Raw genomic sequence first — 19,852 nt, forward strand, 5'->3', positions numbered from 1 at the left:
AAAAATGTTTAAAATCGGTGATATTCAATTGAAAAACAGGGTTGTGCTTGCCCCTATGGCTGGTGTCTGCAACTCAGCCTTCAGATTGACTGTAAAGGAATTCGGAGCTGGATTGGTATGTGCTGAAATGGTCAGTGACAAAGCGATCCTTTACAACAATGCAAAAACCATGGGTATGCTTTACATTGATGAACGTGAAAAACCGCTCAGCCTTCAAATTTTCGGAGGGAAAAAGGAAACCCTTGTGGAAGCGGCGAAGTTTGTAGACCAAAACACAACTGCTGATATTATTGATATTAACATGGGGTGTCCTGTGCCAAAGATTACAAAATGCGATGCAGGAGCCAAATGGCTTCTCGATCCTGATAAGATTTACGAAATGGTTTCTGCAGTAGTGGATGCCGTTGATAAACCAGTTACAGTGAAAATGAGAATGGGCTGGGATGAAGACCATATTTTCGCAGTGAAAAATGCACAGGCTGTAGAACGTGCGGGCGGAAAAGCAGTTGCGCTTCACGGCCGTACGAGAGTGCAGATGTACGAAGGAACGGCAAACTGGGACATCATCAAAGAAGTAAAACAATCAGTATCGATTCCGGTTATCGGAAACGGCGATGTTAAGACGCCGCAGGATGCTAAGCGTATGCTCGATGAAACAGGAGTAGACGGTGTCATGATCGGACGCGCTGCATTGGGCAATCCGTGGATGATTTACCGTACGGTTCAGTACCTTGAAACAGGTGAATTAAAAGAAGAGCCGCAAGTACGCGAAAAAATGGCGGTATGCAAACTGCATCTTGACCGCCTGGTTGACTTAAAAGGTGAAAACGTAGCGGTAAGAGAAATGAGAAAGCACGCTGCATGGTATCTGAAAGGTGTAAGAGGCAATGCGAATGTTCGTAATGAAATCAATCATTGCGAGACAAGAGAAGAGTTTGTGCAGCTTTTAGATGCATTTACTGTTGAAGTTGAGGCAAAAGAGCTTCAAAACGCAAAAGTAGGATAATGCTCACCTCTATTTGCTGCTCACTGCCAGTTTTGCGCTGGCAGTTTTTCTGCTTTTTTCATGAAACAATATCTGTAATGGAGTGATAACAATGAGTCAAGAAGAGCATAACCATGAAGAATTGAACGACCAGTTGCAAGTCAGACGCGATAAAATGAATCAGCTGAGAGATAACGGCATCGATCCATTCGGCGCACGTTTTGAAAGAACTCATCAGTCTCAGGAAGTTATTTCAGCATATCAAGATCTAACCAAAGAAGAGTTAGAAGAAAAAGCGATTGAAGTCACAATCGCAGGCCGCATGATGACAAAACGCGGTAAAGGAAAAGCCGGTTTTGCGCATCTTCAGGACTTAGAAGGCCAAATTCAAATCTACGTAAGAAAAGACAGTGTCGGTGACGACCAATATGAAATCTTCAAGTCTTCTGATCTCGGTGATCTTATCGGTGTAACCGGAAAAGTCTTCAAAACAAATGTAGGCGAATTGTCTGTTAAAGCAACTTCTTTTGAATTGCTGACAAAAGCGCTTCGTCCGCTTCCTGACAAATACCATGGTTTGAAAGATGTTGAGCAGCGCTACCGCCAGCGCTACTTGGATCTTATCGTAAATCCAGACAGCAAACATACGTTCATCGCACGGAGCAAGATCATTCAAGCTATGAGAAGATACCTTGATGATCACGGATACTTAGAAGTAGAAACACCAACAATGCACAGCATTCCTGGGGGAGCTTCTGCACGTCCATTTATCACTCACCACAATGCGTTAGATATTCCGCTCTACATGCGTATTGCAATCGAATTGCATCTAAAACGCCTAATTGTCGGCGGTTTAGAAAAAGTATATGAAATCGGCCGTGTTTTCCGTAATGAAGGTGTCTCTACACGCCATAACCCTGAATTCACGATGATTGAGTTATATGAAGCATATGCGGACTATAAAGATATCATGAGCTTAACTGAAAACCTTGTCGCTCATATCGCCCAAGAAGTTCTTGGGACAACTACGATCCAATACGGCGAAGAACAAATCGACCTTAAACCTGAGTGGAAAAGAATCCATATGGTTGACGCGGTCAAAGAAGCGACTGGCGTTGATTTCTGGGAAGAGGTTACTGTTGAGCAGGCGCGTGAATATGCAAAAGAACATGGCGTAGAGATTAAAGATTCTATGACAGTAGGCCATATCATCAACGAATTCTTCGAACAAAAAATTGAAGAAACGCTTATTCAGCCAACGTTTATTTACGGACATCCTGTAGAAATCTCTCCTCTAGCTAAGAAAAACCCAGAGGACCCACGCTTTACAGACCGTTTTGAACTGTTTATCGTTGGCCGTGAACATGCAAACGCGTTTACAGAGCTGAATGATCCTATTGATCAAAGAGAACGCTTTGAAGCGCAATTAAAAGAGCGTGAAGCCGGTAATGATGAAGCTCATCTAATGGATGAAGACTTTGTTGAAGCTCTGGAATACGGTATGCCGCCAACAGGAGGTTTAGGCATCGGTATCGACCGTCTGGTTATGCTGCTGACGAATGCTCCTTCTATTCGCGATGTACTGTTATTCCCGCAGATGAGACAACGCTAATAAAGAAGAGCGGCATCCTTTCTCTATGAAGGGATACCGCTCTTTTTAAATTCCTAAGTATTTCTTCAAAAAAACTATTGCACTATTATTTACAAGGTGGTATATTATTATTCGTTGCCGCTAAACAAGGCGATAACGAAAAAAGAACTTCAAAAAAAGTTGTTGACTTCACTGAGTCAACGAGTTATAATAATAAAGTCGCTTGAACGAAGTGGACAAAATGATCTTTGAAAACTAAACAAGACAAAACGTACCTGTTAATTCATTTTTTACAAAATCGCACAGCGATGTGCGTAGTCAGTCAAACTACTTTATCGGAGAGTTTGATCCTGGCTCAGGACGAACGCTGGCGGCGTGCCTAATACATGCAAGTCGAGCGGACAGATGGGAGCTTGCTCCCTGATGTTAGCGGCGGACGGGTGAGTAACACGTGGGTAACCTGCCTGTAAGACTGGGATAACTCCGGGAAACCGGGGCTAATACCGGATGCTTGTTTGAACCGCATGGTTCAAACATAAAAGGTGGCTTCGGCTACCACTTACAGATGGACCCGCGGCGCATTAGCTAGTTGGTGAGGTAATGGCTCACCAAGGCAACGATGCGTAGCCGACCTGAGAGGGTGATCGGCCACACTGGGACTGAGACACGGCCCAGACTCCTACGGGAGGCAGCAGTAGGGAATCTTCCGCAATGGACGAAAGTCTGACGGAGCAACGCCGCGTGAGTGATGAAGGTTTTCGGATCGTAAAGCTCTGTTGTTAGGGAAGAACAAGTACCGTTCGAATAGGGCGGTACCTTGACGGTACCTAACCAGAAAGCCACGGCTAACTACGTGCCAGCAGCCGCGGTAATACGTAGGTGGCAAGCGTTGTCCGGAATTATTGGGCGTAAAGGGCTCGCAGGCGGTTTCTTAAGTCTGATGTGAAAGCCCCCGGCTCAACCGGGGAGGGTCATTGGAAACTGGGGAACTTGAGTGCAGAAGAGGAGAGTGGAATTCCACGTGTAGCGGTGAAATGCGTAGAGATGTGGAGGAACACCAGTGGCGAAGGCGACTCTCTGGTCTGTAACTGACGCTGAGGAGCGAAAGCGTGGGGAGCGAACAGGATTAGATACCCTGGTAGTCCACGCCGTAAACGATGAGTGCTAAGTGTTAGGGGGTTTCCGCCCCTTAGTGCTGCAGCTAACGCATTAAGCACTCCGCCTGGGGAGTACGGTCGCAAGACTGAAACTCAAAGGAATTGACGGGGGCCCGCACAAGCGGTGGAGCATGTGGTTTAATTCGAAGCAACGCGAAGAACCTTACCAGGTCTTGACATCCTCTGACAATCCTAGAGATAGGACGTCCCCTTCGGGGGCAGAGTGACAGGTGGTGCATGGTTGTCGTCAGCTCGTGTCGTGAGATGTTGGGTTAAGTCCCGCAACGAGCGCAACCCTTGATCTTAGTTGCCAGCATTCAGTTGGGCACTCTAAGGTGACTGCCGGTGACAAACCGGAGGAAGGTGGGGATGACGTCAAATCATCATGCCCCTTATGACCTGGGCTACACACGTGCTACAATGGACAGAACAAAGGGCAGCGAAACCGCGAGGTTAAGCCAATCCCACAAATCTGTTCTCAGTTCGGATCGCAGTCTGCAACTCGACTGCGTGAAGCTGGAATCGCTAGTAATCGCGGATCAGCATGCCGCGGTGAATACGTTCCCGGGCCTTGTACACACCGCCCGTCACACCACGAGAGTTTGTAACACCCGAAGTCGGTGAGGTAACCTTTTAGGAGCCAGCCGCCGAAGGTGGGACAGATGATTGGGGTGAAGTCGTAACAAGGTAGCCGTATCGGAAGGTGCGGCTGGATCACCTCCTTTCTAAGGATATTTACGGAATATAAGACCTTGGGTCTTATAAACAGAACGTTCCCTGTCTTGTTTAGTTTTGAAGGATCATTCCTTCGAAACGTGTTCTTTGAAAACTAGATAACAGTAGACATCACATTCAATTAGTAAGACAAGATATCACATAGTGATTCTTTTTAACGGTTAAGTTAGAAAGGGCGCACGGTGGATGCCTTGGCACTAGGAGCCGATGAAGGACGGGACGAACACCGATATGCTTCGGGGAGCTGTAAGCAAGCTTTGATCCGGAGATTTCCGAATGGGGAAACCCACCACTCGTAATGGAGTGGTATCCATATCTGAATTCATAGGATATGAGAAGGCAGACCCGGGGAACTGAAACATCTAAGTACCCGGAGGAAGAGAAAGCAAATGCGATTCCCTGAGTAGCGGCGAGCGAAACGGGATTAGCCCAAACCAAGAGGCTTGCCTCTTGGGGTTGTAGGACACTCTGTACGGAGTTACAAAAGAACGAGGTAGATGAAGAGGTCTGGAAAGGCCCGCCATAGAAGGTAACAGCCCTGTAGTCAAAACTTCGTTCTCTCCTGAGTGGATCCTGAGTACGGCGGAACACGTGAAATTCCGTCGGAATCCGGGAGGACCATCTCCCAAGGCTAAATACTCCCTAGTGACCGATAGTGAACCAGTACCGTGAGGGAAAGGTGAAAAGCACCCCGGAAGGGGAGTGAAAGAGATCCTGAAACCGTGTGCCTACAAGTAGTCAGAGCCCGTTAACGGGTGATGGCGTGCCTTTTGTAGAATGAACCGGCGAGTTACGATCCCGTGCAAGGTTAAGCAGAAGATGCGGAGCCGCAGCGAAAGCGAGTCTGAATAGGGCGCATGAGTACGTGGTCGTAGACCCGAAACCAGGTGATCTACCCATGTCCAGGGTGAAGTTCAGGTAACACTGAATGGAGGCCCGAACCCACGCACGTTGAAAAGTGCGGGGATGAGGTGTGGGTAGGGGTGAAATGCCAATCGAACCTGGAGATAGCTGGTTCTCTCCGAAATAGCTTTAGGGCTAGCCTCAAGGTAAGAGTCTTGGAGGTAGAGCACTGATTGGACTAGGGGCCCCTACCGGGTTACCGAATTCAGTCAAACTCCGAATGCCAATGACTTATCCTTGGGAGTCAGACTGCGAGTGATAAGATCCGTAGTCGAAAGGGAAACAGCCCAGACCGCCAGCTAAGGTCCCAAAGTATACGTTAAGTGGAAAAGGATGTGGAGTTGCTTAGACAACCAGGATGTTGGCTTAGAAGCAGCCACCATTTAAAGAGTGCGTAATAGCTCACTGGTCGAGTGACTCTGCGCCGAAAATGTACCGGGGCTAAACGTATCACCGAAGCTGCGGACTGTTCTTCGAACAGTGGTAGGAGAGCGTTCTAAGGGCTGTGAAGCCAGACCGGAAGGACTGGTGGAGCGCTTAGAAGTGAGAATGCCGGTATGAGTAGCGAAAGAGGGGTGAGAATCCCCTCCACCGAATGCCTAAGGTTTCCTGAGGAAGGCTCGTCCGCTCAGGGTTAGTCGGGACCTAAGCCGAGGCCGAAAGGCGTAGGCGATGGACAACAGGTTGATATTCCTGTACCACCTCCTCACCATTTGAGCAATGGGGGGACGCAGGAGGATAGGGTAAGCGCGGTATTGGATATCCGCGTCCAAGCAGTTAGGCTGGGAAATAGGCAAATCCGTTTCCCATAAGGCTGAGCTGTGATGGCGAGCGAAATTTAGTAGCGAAGTTCCTGATTCCACACTGCCAAGAAAAGCCTCTAGCGAGGTGAGAGGTGCCCGTACCGCAAACCGACACAGGTAGGCGAGGAGAGAATCCTAAGGTGATCGAGAGAACTCTCGTTAAGGAACTCGGCAAAATGACCCCGTAACTTCGGGAGAAGGGGTGCTCTGTTAGGGTGCAAGCCCGAGAGAGCCGCAGTGAATAGGCCCAGGCGACTGTTTAGCAAAAACACAGGTCTCTGCGAAGCCGTAAGGCGAAGTATAGGGGCTGACGCCTGCCCGGTGCTGGAAGGTTAAGAGGAGCGCTTAGCGTAAGCGAAGGTGCGAATTGAAGCCCCAGTAAACGGCGGCCGTAACTATAACGGTCCTAAGGTAGCGAAATTCCTTGTCGGGTAAGTTCCGACCCGCACGAAAGGCGCAACGATCTGGGCACTGTCTCAACGAGAGACTCGGTGAAATTATAGTACCTGTGAAGATGCAGGTTACCCGCGACAGGACGGAAAGACCCCGTGGAGCTTTACTGCAGCCTGATATTGAATGTTGGTACAGCTTGTACAGGATAGGTAGGAGCCTTGGAAACCGGAGCGCTAGCTTCGGTGGAGGCATCGGTGGGATACTACCCTGGCTGTATTGACCTTCTAACCCGCCGCCCTTATCGGGCGGGGAGACAGTGTCAGGTGGGCAGTTTGACTGGGGCGGTCGCCTCCTAAAAGGTAACGGAGGCGCCCAAAGGTTCCCTCAGAATGGTTGGAAATCATTCGCAGAGTGTAAAGGCACAAGGGAGCTTGACTGCGAGACCTACAAGTCGAGCAGGGACGAAAGTCGGGCTTAGTGATCCGGTGGTTCCGCATGGAAGGGCCATCGCTCAACGGATAAAAGCTACCCCGGGGATAACAGGCTTATCTCCCCCAAGAGTCCACATCGACGGGGAGGTTTGGCACCTCGATGTCGGCTCATCGCATCCTGGGGCTGTAGTCGGTCCCAAGGGTTGGGCTGTTCGCCCATTAAAGCGGTACGCGAGCTGGGTTCAGAACGTCGTGAGACAGTTCGGTCCCTATCCGTCGCGGGCGCAGGAAATTTGAGAGGAGCTGTCCTTAGTACGAGAGGACCGGGATGGACGCACCGCTGGTGTACCAGTTGTTCTGCCAAGGGCATCGCTGGGTAGCTATGTGCGGACGGGATAAGTGCTGAAAGCATCTAAGCATGAAGCCCCCCTCAAGATGAGATTTCCCATTCCGCAAGGAAGTAAGATCCCTGAAAGATGATCAGGTTGATAGGTCTGAGGTGGAAGTGTGGCGACACATGGAGCTGACAGATACTAATCGATCGAGGACTTAACCACATTTTGAATGATGTCACACCTGTTATCTAGTTTTGAGAGAACACTCTCAATTTGTTTGGTGGCGATAGCGAAGAGGTCACACCCGTTCCCATACCGAACACGGAAGTTAAGCTCTTCAGCGCCGATGGTAGTCGGGGGTTTCCCCCTGTGAGAGTAGGACGCCGCCAAGCAATTGCACGCTAGTGCAGTTATGGAGGATTAGCTCAGCTGGGAGAGCATCTGCCTTACAAGCAGAGGGTCGGCGGTTCGAGCCCGTCATCCTCCACCATTTTGCCGGTGTAGCTCAATTGGTAGAGCAACTGACTTGTAATCAGTAGGTTGGGGGTTCAAGTCCTCTTGCCGGCACCACTTTTATATGGTATAATACTCAAGTCTCTTGTAAGAAGAGCCATTAGCTCAGTTGGTAGAGCATCTGACTTTTAATCAGAGGGTCGAAGGTTCGAGTCCTTCATGGCTCACCATTTTACGCGGGTGTGGCGGAATTGGCAGACGCGCTAGACTTAGGATCTAGTGTCTTTATGACGTGGGGGTTCAAGTCCCTTCACCCGCATTATATAGGATAACAGTTATAAAAACTGGACATCCTGTCTGCGGAAGTAGTTCAGTGGTAGAACACCACCTTGCCAAGGTGGGGGTCGCGGGTTCGAATCCCGTCTTCCGCTCCAACCATACCATCCACGCCGGGGTGGTGGAATTGGCAGACACACAGGACTTAAAATCCTGCGGTAGGTGACTACCGTGCCGGTTCAAGTCCGGCCCTCGGCATTAAGTTTTGCGCCCGTAGCTCAATTGGATAGAGCGTTTGACTACGGATCAAAAGGTTAGGGGTTCGACTCCTCTCGGGCGCGCCATTATTCTAATAGAATAGTTAGGAAATCGGGAAGTAGCTCAGCTTGGTAGAGCACATGGTTTGGGACCATGGGGTCGCAGGTTCGAATCCTGTCTTCCCGACCATTTTCATGGGGCCTTAGCTCAGCTGGGAGAGCGCCTGCTTTGCACGCAGGAGGTCAGCGGTTCGATCCCGCTAGGCTCCACCAAAAGTTTTTTAAAAAAGTTGTTGACTTTGAAGAAGCAGCATCGTATACTAATAAAGTTGCTTTAACAAAGCGAACAAACGAAATGATCTTTGAAAACTAAACAAGACAAAACGTACCTGTTAATTCATGTTTTATAAAATCGCACAGCGATGTGCGTAGTCAGTCAAACTACTTTATCGGAGAGTTTGATCCTGGCTCAGGACGAACGCTGGCGGCGTGCCTAATACATGCAAGTCGAGCGGACAGATGGGAGCTTGCTCCCTGATGTTAGCGGCGGACGGGTGAGTAACACGTGGGTAACCTGCCTGTAAGACTGGGATAACTCCGGGAAACCGGGGCTAATACCGGATGCTTGTTTGAACCGCATGGTTCAAACATAAAAGGTGGCTTCGGCTACCACTTACAGATGGACCCGCGGCGCATTAGCTAGTTGGTGAGGTAATGGCTCACCAAGGCAACGATGCGTAGCCGACCTGAGAGGGTGATCGGCCACACTGGGACTGAGACACGGCCCAGACTCCTACGGGAGGCAGCAGTAGGGAATCTTCCGCAATGGACGAAAGTCTGACGGAGCAACGCCGCGTGAGTGATGAAGGTTTTCGGATCGTAAAGCTCTGTTGTTAGGGAAGAACAAGTAGCGTTCGAATAGGGCGGTACCTTGACGGTACCTAACCAGAAAGCCACGGCTAACTACGTGCCAGCAGCCGCGGTAATACGTAGGTGGCAAGCGTTGTCCGGAATTATTGGGCGTAAAGGGCTCGCAGGCGGTTTCTTAAGTCTGATGTGAAAGCCCCCGGCTCAACCGGGGAGGGTCATTGGAAACTGGGGAACTTGAGTGCAGAAGAGGAGAGTGGAATTCCACGTGTAGCGGTGAAATGCGTAGAGATGTGGAGGAACACCAGTGGCGAAGGCGACTCTCTGGTCTGTAACTGACGCTGAGGAGCGAAAGCGTGGGGAGCGAACAGGATTAGATACCCTGGTAGTCCACGCCGTAAACGATGAGTGCTAAGTGTTAGGGGGTTTCCGCCCCTTAGTGCTGCAGCTAACGCATTAAGCACTCCGCCTGGGGAGTACGGTCGCAAGACTGAAACTCAAAGGAATTGACGGGGGCCCGCACAAGCGGTGGAGCATGTGGTTTAATTCGAAGCAACGCGAAGAACCTTACCAGGTATTGACATCCTCTGACAATCCTAGAGATAGGACGTCCCCTTCGGGGGCAGAGTGACAGGTGGTGCATGGTTGTCGTCAGCTCGTGTCGTGAGATGTTGGGTTAAGTCCCGCAACGAGCGCAACCCTTGATCTTAGTTGCCAGCATTCAGTTGGGCACTCTAAGGTGACTGCCGGTGACAAACCGGAGGAAGGTGGGGATGACGTCAAATCATCATGCCCCTTATGACCTGGGCTACACACGTGCTACAATGGACAGAACAAAGGGCAGCGAAACCGCGAGGTTAAGCCAATCCCACAAATCTGTTCTCAGTTCGGATCGCAGTCTGCAACTCGACTGCGTGAAGCTGGAATCGCTAGTAATCGCGGATCAGCATGCCGCGGTGAATACGTTCCCGGGCCTTGTACACACCGCCCGTCACACCACGAGAGTTTGTAACACCCGAAGTCGGTGAGGTAACCTTTTAGGAGCCAGCCGCCGAAGGTGGGACAGATGATTGGGGTGAAGTCGTAACAAGGTAGCCGTATCGGAAGGTGCGGCTGGATCACCTCCTTTCTAAGGATATTTACGGAATATAAGACCTTGGGTCTTATAAACAGAACGTTCCCTGTCTTGTTTAGTTTTGAAGGATCATTCCTTCGAAACGTGTTCTTTGAAAACTAGATAACAGTAGACATCACATTCAATTAGTAAGACAAGATATCACATAGTGATTCTTTTTAACGGTTAAGTTAGAAAGGGCGCACGGTGGATGCCTTGGCACTAGGAGCCGATGAAGGACGGGACGAACACCGATATGCTTCGGGGAGCTGTAAGCAAGCTTTGATCCGGAGATTTCCGAATGGGGAAACCCACCACTCGTAATGGAGTGGTATCCATATCTGAATTCATAGGATATGAGAAGGCAGACCCGGGGAACTGAAACATCTAAGTACCCGGAGGAAGAGAAAGCAAATGCGATTCCCTGAGTAGCGGCGAGCGAAACGGGATTAGCCCAAACCAAGAGGCTTGCCTCTTGGGGTTGTAGGACACTCTGTACGGAGTTACAAAAGAACGAGGTAGATGAAGAGGTCTGGAAAGGCCCGCCATAGAAGGTAACAGCCCTGTAGTCAAAACTTCGTTCTCTCCTGAGTGGATCCTGAGTACGGCGGAACACGTGAAATTCCGTCGGAATCCGGGAGGACCATCTCCCAAGGCTAAATACTCCCTAGTGACCGATAGTGAACCAGTACCGTGAGGGAAAGGTGAAAAGCACCCCGGAAGGGGAGTGAAAGAGATCCTGAAACCGTGTGCCTACAAGTAGTCAGAGCCCGTTAACGGGTGATGGCGTGCCTTTTGTAGAATGAACCGGCGAGTTACGATCCCGTGCAAGGTTAAGCAGAAGATGCGGAGCCGCAGCGAAAGCGAGTCTGAATAGGGCGCATGAGTACGTGGTCGTAGACCCGAAACCAGGTGATCTACCCATGTCCAGGGTGAAGTTCAGGTAACACTGAATGGAGGCCCGAACCCACGCACGTTGAAAAGTGCGGGGATGAGGTGTGGGTAGGGGTGAAATGCCAATCGAACCTGGAGATAGCTGGTTCTCTCCGAAATAGCTTTAGGGCTAGCCTCAAGGTAAGAGTCTTGGAGGTAGAGCACTGATTGGACTAGGGGCCCCTACCGGGTTACCGAATTCAGTCAAACTCCGAATGCCAATGACTTATCCTTGGGAGTCAGACTGCGAGTGATAAGATCCGTAGTCGAAAGGGAAACAGCCCAGACCGCCAGCTAAGGTCCCAAAGTATACGTTAAGTGGAAAAGGATGTGGAGTTGCTTAGACAACCAGGATGTTGGCTTAGAAGCAGCCACCATTTAAAGAGTGCGTAATAGCTCACTGGTCGAGTGACTCTGCGCCGAAAATGTACCGGGGCTAAACGTATCACCGAAGCTGCGGACTGTTCTTCGAACAGTGGTAGGAGAGCGTTCTAAGGGCTGTGAAGCCAGACCGGAAGGACTGGTGGAGCGCTTAGAAGTGAGAATGCCGGTATGAGTAGCGAAAGAGGGGTGAGAATCCCCTCCACCGAATGCCTAAGGTTTCCTGAGGAAGGCTCGTCCGCTCAGGGTTAGTCGGGACCTAAGCCGAGGCCGAAAGGCGTAGGCGATGGACAACAGGTTGATATTCCTGTACCACCTCCTCACCATTTGAGCAATGGGGGGACGCAGGAGGATAGGGTAAGCGCGGTATTGGATATCCGCGTCCAAGCAGTTAGGCTGGGAAATAGGCAAATCCGTTTCCCATAAGGCTGAGCTGTGATGGCGAGCGAAATTTAGTAGCGAAGTTCCTGATTCCACACTGCCAAGAAAAGCCTCTAGCGAGGTGAGAGGTGCCCGTACCGCAAACCGACACAGGTAGGCGAGGAGAGAATCCTAAGGTGATCGAGAGAACTCTCGTTAAGGAACTCGGCAAAATGACCCCGTAACTTCGGGAGAAGGGGTGCTCTGTTAGGGTGCAAGCCCGAGAGAGCCGCAGTGAATAGGCCCAGGCGACTGTTTAGCAAAAACACAGGTCTCTGCGAAGCCGTAAGGCGAAGTATAGGGGCTGACGCCTGCCCGGTGCTGGAAGGTTAAGAGGAGCGCTTAGCGTAAGCGAAGGTGCGAATTGAAGCCCCAGTAAACGGCGGCCGTAACTATAACGGTCCTAAGGTAGCGAAATTCCTTGTCGGGTAAGTTCCGACCCGCACGAAAGGCGCAACGATCTGGGCACTGTCTCAACGAGAGACTCGGTGAAATTATAGTACCTGTGAAGATGCAGGTTACCCGCGACAGGACGGAAAGACCCCGTGGAGCTTTACTGCAGCCTGATATTGAATGTTGGTACAGCTTGTACAGGATAGGTAGGAGCCTTGGAAACCGGAGCGCTAGCTTCGGTGGAGGCATCGGTGGGATACTACCCTGGCTGTATTGACCTTCTAACCCGCCGCCCTTATCGGGCGGGGAGACAGTGTCAGGTGGGCAGTTTGACTGGGGCGGTCGCCTCCTAAAAGGTAACGGAGGCGCCCAAAGGTTCCCTCAGAATGGTTGGAAATCATTCGCAGAGTGTAAAGGCACAAGGGAGCTTGACTGCGAGACCTACAAGTCGAGCAGGGACGAAAGTCGGGCTTAGTGATCCGGTGGTTCCGCATGGAAGGGCCATCGCTCAACGGATAAAAGCTACCCCGGGGATAACAGGCTTATCTCCCCCAAGAGTCCACATCGACGGGGAGGTTTGGCACCTCGATGTCGGCTCATCGCATCCTGGGGCTGTAGTCGGTCCCAAGGGTTGGGCTGTTCGCCCATTAAAGCGGTACGCGAGCTGGGTTCAGAACGTCGTGAGACAGTTCGGTCCCTATCCGTCGCGGGCGCAGGAAATTTGAGAGGAGCTGTCCTTAGTACGAGAGGACCGGGATGGACGCACCGCTGGTGTACCAGTTGTTCTGCCAAGGGCATCGCTGGGTAGCTATGTGCGGACGGGATAAGTGCTGAAAGCATCTAAGCATGAAGCCCCCCTCAAGATGAGATTTCCCATTCCGCAAGGAAGTAAGATCCCTGAAAGATGATCAGGTTGATAGGTCTGAGGTGGAAGTGTGGCGACACATGGAGCTGACAGATACTAATCGATCGAGGACTTAACCACATTTTGAATGATGTCACACCTGTTATCTAGTTTTGAGAGAACACTCTCAATTTGTTTGGTGGCGATAGCGAAGAGGTCACACCCGTTCCCATACCGAACACGGAAGTTAAGCTCTTCAGCGCCGATGGTAGTCGGGGGTTTCCCCCTGTGAGAGTAGGACGCCGCCAAGCAATTGAAAAAAGGGCAGCTCATATGAGCTGCCCTTTTTTGTATTCTGGTTTATTAGTATCATAAAATTTCTTTTAATTGTATAATATAATAATTTTACACTGAATTTTAAATCGCCAATCAGGTTTTATGGGTCGGGAAAATGGAAATAATAAAGGATAGAGCGAGAAAGTTGAAAATTCTCGAGAAACGCCTTATAGTAAGATTAAAGTCAAATATAGTCAAAGTCAGTAAAGGAGGGGGTTGAGTGGGACATAATATTTCTGACATCATTGAACAATATTTAAAACGAGTGTTAGATCAAAATGGCAAGGAAATTTTAGAGATTAAACGAAGTGAAATTGCAGATAAATTTCAATGCGTTCCTTCCCAAATAAATTATGTCATCAACACCAGATTTACAAGCGAAAGAGGATATATTGTTGAGAGCAAACGCGGGGGCGGCGGTTACATCAGAATCATTAAAATTAAAATGAACAATGAAGTTGTCCTGATTAATAATATTATTTCTCAAATTAATACCCATTTGTCTCAAGCAGCCTCTGATGACATTATTTTAAGGCTATTAGAAGACAAGGTGATTTCAGAAAGAGAAGCAAAAATGATGATCAGCGTGATGGACCGCTCGGTTTTACACATTGACTTGCCTGAACGTGATGAATTAAGAGCGAGAATGATGAAGGCTATGCTGACTTCTTTAAAATTAAAATAAGCGGGTGAAAAGATTGATTTGTCAAGAGTGCCACGAGAGACCAGCCACTTTTCACTTTACAAAGGTTGTTAACGGAGAAAAAATAGAAGTTCATATTTGTGAACAATGTGCCAAAGAAAATAGTGATTCATACGGTATAAGTGCAAATCAAGGTTTCTCTATTCATAATTTACTTTCGGGTTTGCTGAACATGGATTCTTCATTCCAGAATGCAGGAACTCAAATGTTCAGTCACTCGGAGCAAATATCAGCTTGTCCAAAATGCGGAATGACTTTTCAGCAATTTAGAAAAATCGGCCGTTTTGGATGTTCTGAATGTTATAAAACATTTCATAGCAACATTACACCTATCTTACGTAAAGTGCACAGCGGAAACACTGTGCATGCTGGGAAAATACCGAAACGTATAGGCGGCAATCTCCATGTCAGACGGCAGATTGACATGCTGAAAAAAGAATTAGAATCCTTAATCCATCAAGAAGAATTTGAGAACGCAGCTCATGTGAGAGATCAAATTCGTTCATTAGAACAATCACTCAAAAGTAAAGATAGTGAGGAGGAACAGGGGTAATGTCGCTAAAGCATTTTATTCAGGACGCACTAAGCAGTTGGATGAAGCAGAAAGGACCTGAAAGTGACATTGTACTCAGCAGCCGCATACGTTTAGCAAGGAACTTTGAACATATAAGGTTCCCTACGCGGTATTCCAATGAAGAAGCCTCATCCATCATACAGCAATTTGAAGATCAGTTTTCAGAACAAGAAATTCCTGGAATCGGAAAATTCGTTTTGATCAGAATGAATGATGCACAGCCTTTAGAAAAGCGTGTACTTGTTGAAAAACATCTCATCAGTCCGAATCTGACAGAGTCTCCTTTTGGCGGCTGTTTGCTTTCTGAAAATGAAGAAGTAAGCGTCATGCTAAATGAAGAGGATCATATTAGAATTCAGTGTCTTTTTCCTGGATTTCAGCTTTTAGAGGCAATGAAAGCCGCAAACCAGATCGATGACTGGATTGAAGAAAAAGTTGATTATGCATTTAATGAGCAAAGAGGGTACTTAACCAGCTGTCCTACAAATGTAGGTACGGGTTTAAGGGCTTCAGTCATGATGCATCTGCCGGCACTGGTTTTAACTAGGCAAATAAATCGAATTATACCGGCAATTAATCAATTAGGCTTAGTTGTTAGAGGAATTTATGGGGAAGGCAGCGAAGCAGTAGGAAATATCTTTCAAATTTCAAATCAGATCACGCTTGGTAAGTCAGAGCAGGATATTGTGGATGACCTTAACAGTGTTGCTGCCCAGCTGATTGAACAAGAACGATCTGCCCGAGAAGCGCTTTACCAAACCTCTAAAATTGAACTTGAGGATAAGGTATATCGGTCTTATGGGGTCTTGTCCAATTGCCGGATGATAGAATCGAAAGAAACTGCAAAGTGCCTTTCAGATGTCCGGTTAGGCATAGATCTAGGCATTATTAAAGGGCTTTCAAGCAACATACTTAATGAACTAATGATTTTGACACAGCCAGGATTTTTACAGCAGTACTCGGGAGGCGCTTTGCGTCCGAACGAAAGGGACATTCGAAGAGCGGCTCTCATCAGAGAACGGCTTCACTTAGAAATGAATGGGAAAAGACAGGAGGATGAATCGATATGATGTTTGGAAGATTTACAGAACGAGCTCAAAAAGTACTGGCGCTTGCACAGGAAGAAGCACTCCGTTTAGGTCATAATAACATTGGCACTGAGCATATTTTATTAGGACTGGTACGAGAAGGAGAAGGGATTGCTGCTAAAGCTCTACAAGCGCTTGGGCTTGGTTCAGATAAAATTCAAAAAGAAGTTGAAAGTTTGATCGGTCGCGGGCAGGAAATGTCTCAAACGATTCATTACACTCCTAGAGCTAAGAAAGTCATTGAGCTTTCAATGGATGAGGCAAGAAAACTCGGGCATTCTTATGTCGGGACAGAACATATTCTTCTTGGTCTGATTCGCGAAGGTGAAGGTGTTGCTGCGAGAGTGCTGAATAACCTCGGTGTCAGCTTAAATAAAGCAAGACAGCAGGTGCTACAGCTTCTTGGAAGCAATGAAACAGGATCATCAGCGACAGGAACAAACAGCAATGCGAATACGCCTACGCTTGACAGCTTGGCAAGAGACTTAACTGCTATTGCGAAGGAAGACAGCCTTGATCCTGTAATCGGAAGAAGCAAGGAAATTCAGCGTGTGATCGAAGTGTTAAGCCGCAGAACGAAAAACAACCCTGTTCTCATTGGTGAACCAGGTGTAGGTAAAACGGCTATCGCAGAAGGTTTGGCACAGCAAATTATCAATAACGAAGTTCCTGAAATCTTGCGCGATAAACGCGTGATGACATTAGACATGGGAACAGTTGTTGCCGGCACAAAATACCGCGGTGAATTTGAGGATCGCCTGAAAAAAGTCATGGATGAAATTCGCCAGGCAGGAAACATCATTCTATTCATCGATGAGCTTCATACATTAATCGGAGCGGGCGGAGCAGAAGGTGCCATTGACGCATCTAACATTTTAAAACCTTCACTTGCTCGCGGTGAACTTCAATGTATTGGAGCGACGACTCTTGATGAGTACCGTAAATATATTGAAAAAGATGCAGCGTTGGAACGCCGTTTTCAGCCGATACAGGTTGATCAGCCGTCTGCAGATGAAAGTATTCAAATTTTAAAAGGCTTGCGTGACCGATATGAAGCTCATCACCGAGTATCAATTACAGATGATGCCATTGAAGCTGCGGTTAAGCTTTCTGACAGATATATTTCTGACCGTTTCCTTCCGGATAAAGCAATTGACTTAATCGATGAAGCGGGTTCAAAGGTGAGACTGCGCTCCTTTACAACGCCTCCTAACTTAAAGGAGCTTGAACAGAAGCTTGATGAGGTTCGTAAAGAGAAGGATGCGGCAGTGCAAAGCCAAGAGTTTGAAAAAGCAGCTTCCTTGCGTGATACTGAGCAGCGCCTGCGCGAGCAAGTAGAGGATACGAAGAAATCATGGAAAGAGAAGCAAGGGCAGGAAAACTCAGAGGTTACTGTTGATGATATTGCGATGGTTGTATCCAGCTGGACTGGGGTGCCTGTATCTAAAATCGCCCAAACTGAAACAGATAAGCTTCTCAATATGGAAAGCATTCTTCACTCCCGTGTCATTGGCCAGGATGAAGCAGTTGTAGCTGTTGCAAAAGCAGTTAGACGTGCAAGAGCAGGATTAAAAGATCCTAAACGCCCAATCGGCTCATTCATTTTCTTAGGCCCTACAGGTGTTGGTAAAACAGAGCTTGCGCGAGCACTTGCTGAATCCATTTTCGGTGATGAGGAAGCCATGATCAGAATTGATATGTCTGAATACATGGAAAAACACTCAACTTCAAGACTTGTCGGTTCACCTCCGGGATATGTGGGATACGATGAAGGCGGCCAATTAACAGAGAAAGTCAGAAGAAAACCTTACTCTGTCGTGCTTCTTGATGAGATTGAGAAAGCGCACCCTGATGTCTTCAATATCCTCCTGCAAGTTCTTGAAGACGGACGATTGACTGATTCTAAGGGACGTACAGTCGATTTCCGTAATACCATTCTGATTATGACGTCAAACGTCGGAGCAAGTGAGCTGAAACGCAATAAATATGTCGGCTTTAACGTTCAGGATGAGACGCAAAATCATAAAGACATGAAAGATAAAGTGATGGGTGAATTGAAACGTGCGTTCAGACCGGAGTTTATCAACCGGATTGATGAAATCATTGTCTTCCATTCACTTGAGAAAAAACATCTCACTGAAATCGTGTCATTGATGTCTGATCAATTAACAAAACGCCTGAAAGAACAGGATCTTTCTATCGAATTGACCGATGCTGCAAAAGCGAAAGTCGCGGAAGAGGGCGTTGACTTGGAATACGGTGCCCGTCCGTTAAGAAGAGCTATCCAAAAACATGTCGAGGACCGTTTATCTGAAGAACTCCTCCGAGGAAATATTCATAAAGGACAGCATATCGTTCTCGATGTAGAAGACGGCGAATTTGTCGTAAAAACGACTGCTAAAACGAATTAATATAGAAGACGAAAATGAGGCATACAGCATGTAAGTGTATGCCTCACTTTCATATCAAGAAATAGAGCAAGGGAGAGGTCTTACACTATATATGGCTAAAACAAAATCGAAATTCATCTGCCAATCCTGCGGTTACGAGTCTCCAAAATGGATGGGGAAATGTCCGGGCTGCGGTGCTTGGAATACTATGGTGGAAGAAATGATAAAAAAAGCGCCGGCCAATCGGAGAGCGGCTTTTTCTCATTCAGTTCAAACTGTACAGAAACCTTCACCTATTACATCAATCGAAACATCAGAAGAACCCCGGGTTAAAACTCAGCTTGGCGAGTTTAACAGGGTGCTCGGCGGGGGCGTCGTCAAAGGCTCACTCGTTTTAATCGGCGGCGATCCTGGTATCGGAAAGTCAACGTTATTACTGCAGGTTTCCGCTCAATTATCAGATTCATCGAACAGTGTGCTGTACATTTCGGGAGAAGAATCGGTAAAGCAAACGAAACTGAGAGCAGATCGTCTTGGCATTAATAGTCCGTCACTGCATGTTTTATCTGAAACCGATATGGAGTATATTTCGTCTGCTATACAAGAGATGAATCCAGCGTTTGTCGTTGTAGACTCTATTCAAACGGTTTACCAAAGTGACATTACATCGGCTCCGGGCAGTGTGTCACAGGTCAGAGAATGTACCGCTGAGCTGATGAAAATTGCAAAAACAAAAGGCATTCCGATTTTTATCGTAGGGCACGTGACGAAAGAAGGGTCTATTGCAGGGCCGAGACTGTTGGAGCATATGGTTGACACTGTTTTATATTTTGAAGGGGAACGTCACCATACTTTCCGTATTTTGCGGGCTGTAAAAAACCGTTTTGGTTCTACAAATGAAATGGGCATTTTCGAAATGCGCGAAGAGGGGCTCACTGAAGTTTTGAACCCTTCAGAAATTTTCTTGGAAGAACGCTCAGCGGGATCCGCAGGCTCAAGCATAACTGCTTCTATGGAGGGCACAAGACCGATTCTCGTTGAAATCCAGGCGCTCATCTCGCCAACAAGCTTTGGCAATCCGCGGCGTATGGCAACAGGAATAGACCATAACAGGGTTTCTCTGTTAATGGCCGTGTTAGAAAAAAGAGTTGGGCTGCTGCTGCAAAATCAGGATGCTTATTTGAAAGTGGCCGGCGGCGTAAAGCTTGATGAACCTGCAATTGATCTTGCCATTGCGATCAGCATCGCGTCCAGCTTTAAAGATACACCTCCAAATCCTGCAGATTGTTTTATAGGAGAAGTGGGATTAACCGGAGAAGTTCGGCGGGTTTCAAGAATTGAACAGCGTGTGAAAGAAGCGGCTAAGCTCGGTTTTAAACGAATGATCATACCCGCGGCAAATCTGGATGGATGGACAAAACCAAAAGGGATTGAGGTTATCGGAGTAGCAAATGTTGCAGAGGCGCTTCGTACTTCATTAGGAGGATAAT

At 48.0% G+C, this 19,852-nt stretch carries 7 protein-coding genes, 9 tRNA genes and 6 rRNA genes; all 22 read left to right on the plus strand.

Annotation, left to right across the window (positions count from 1 at the left end; translation table 11 throughout):
* Window positions 1-4 precede the first annotated feature (4 nt).
* The 22 genes from dusB (at window position 5) to radA (ending at window position 19,851) form a co-directional block, all read left to right on the plus strand.
* Window positions 5-1,006: a tRNA dihydrouridine synthase DusB gene (gene dusB, locus GYO_RS22035; RefSeq protein WP_014112325.1), complete on the plus strand. Its 1,002-nt coding sequence runs from the start codon at window positions 5-7 to the stop codon at window positions 1,004-1,006.
* Between the two features lie 91 nt (window positions 1,007-1,097).
* Window positions 1,098-2,597 (plus strand): lysine--tRNA ligase, encoded by a 1,500-nt coding sequence (gene lysS, locus GYO_RS22040; protein ID WP_014112326.1) that lies wholly within the window; start codon window positions 1,098-1,100, stop codon window positions 2,595-2,597.
* A gap of 311 nt (window positions 2,598-2,908) precedes the next feature.
* Window positions 2,909-4,458: ribosomal RNA gene (locus GYO_RS22045) — 16S ribosomal RNA — on the plus strand.
* A 169-nt stretch (window positions 4,459-4,627) separates the two neighbouring features.
* Window positions 4,628-7,555 (plus strand): 23S ribosomal RNA (locus tag GYO_RS22050).
* 54 nt (window positions 7,556-7,609) lie between these two features.
* Window positions 7,610-7,725, plus strand: a 5S ribosomal RNA gene (gene rrf, locus GYO_RS22055).
* 22 nt (window positions 7,726-7,747) lie between these two features.
* A tRNA-Val gene (locus GYO_RS22060) sits at window positions 7,748-7,823 on the plus strand.
* A gap of 4 nt (window positions 7,824-7,827) precedes the next feature.
* A tRNA-Thr gene (locus GYO_RS22065) sits at window positions 7,828-7,903 on the plus strand.
* 37 nt (window positions 7,904-7,940) lie between these two features.
* Window positions 7,941-8,016 (plus strand) — tRNA-Lys (locus GYO_RS22070).
* 6 nt (window positions 8,017-8,022) lie between these two features.
* Window positions 8,023-8,105, plus strand: a tRNA-Leu gene (locus tag GYO_RS22075).
* Window positions 8,106-8,145: 40 nt separating this feature from the next.
* Window positions 8,146-8,220 (plus strand) — tRNA-Gly (locus tag GYO_RS22080).
* Window positions 8,221-8,234: 14 nt separating this feature from the next.
* A tRNA-Leu gene (locus GYO_RS22085) sits at window positions 8,235-8,320 on the plus strand.
* A 9-nt stretch (window positions 8,321-8,329) separates the two neighbouring features.
* Window positions 8,330-8,406: transfer RNA gene (locus GYO_RS22090), tRNA-Arg, on the plus strand.
* A gap of 26 nt (window positions 8,407-8,432) precedes the next feature.
* Window positions 8,433-8,509, plus strand: a tRNA-Pro gene (locus GYO_RS22095).
* A gap of 7 nt (window positions 8,510-8,516) precedes the next feature.
* Window positions 8,517-8,592: transfer RNA gene (locus GYO_RS22100), tRNA-Ala, on the plus strand.
* Window positions 8,593-8,765: 173 nt separating this feature from the next.
* Window positions 8,766-10,315: ribosomal RNA gene (locus GYO_RS22105) — 16S ribosomal RNA — on the plus strand.
* A 169-nt stretch (window positions 10,316-10,484) separates the two neighbouring features.
* Window positions 10,485-13,412, plus strand: a 23S ribosomal RNA gene (locus GYO_RS22110).
* 54 nt (window positions 13,413-13,466) lie between these two features.
* Window positions 13,467-13,582 (plus strand): 5S ribosomal RNA (rrf, locus tag GYO_RS22115).
* Together the 16S, 23S and 5S rRNA genes with 9 tRNA genes alongside form the textbook arrangement of a ribosomal RNA operon.
* Before the next feature lie 245 nt (window positions 13,583-13,827).
* Complete coding sequence (ctsR, locus tag GYO_RS22125) at window positions 13,828-14,292, plus strand: transcriptional regulator CtsR (RefSeq protein ID WP_014112327.1); 465 nt, start codon at window positions 13,828-13,830, stop codon at window positions 14,290-14,292.
* 13 nt (window positions 14,293-14,305) lie between these two features.
* Window positions 14,306-14,863 (plus strand): protein-arginine kinase activator protein McsA, encoded by a 558-nt coding sequence (mcsA, locus tag GYO_RS22130; RefSeq protein ID WP_014112328.1) that lies wholly within the window; start codon window positions 14,306-14,308, stop codon window positions 14,861-14,863.
* A complete protein-coding gene (mcsB, locus tag GYO_RS22135; protein WP_014112329.1) occupies window positions 14,863-15,954 on the plus strand; it encodes a protein-arginine kinase McsB in 1,092 nt (363 codons plus the stop codon). The genes mcsA and mcsB overlap by 1 nt, the downstream gene beginning before the upstream one ends.
* Window positions 15,951-18,383 (plus strand): ATP-dependent protease ATP-binding subunit ClpC, encoded by a 2,433-nt coding sequence (gene clpC, locus GYO_RS22140; protein WP_003225731.1) that lies wholly within the window; start codon window positions 15,951-15,953, stop codon window positions 18,381-18,383. Before mcsB ends, clpC begins: the two co-directional genes overlap by 4 nt.
* Window positions 18,384-18,474: 91 nt before the next feature.
* On the plus strand, window positions 18,475-19,851 hold the full coding sequence (radA, locus tag GYO_RS22145) for a DNA repair protein RadA (protein WP_014112330.1): 1,377 nt from the start codon (window positions 18,475-18,477) through the stop codon (window positions 19,849-19,851).
* The last annotated feature ends 1 nt before the right edge of the window (window position 19,852 follow it).

The sequence above is a fragment of the Bacillus spizizenii TU-B-10 genome (assembly GCF_000227465.1).
In the GTDB taxonomy this organism is placed as follows: Bacteria; Bacillota; Bacilli; order Bacillales; family Bacillaceae; genus Bacillus; species Bacillus spizizenii.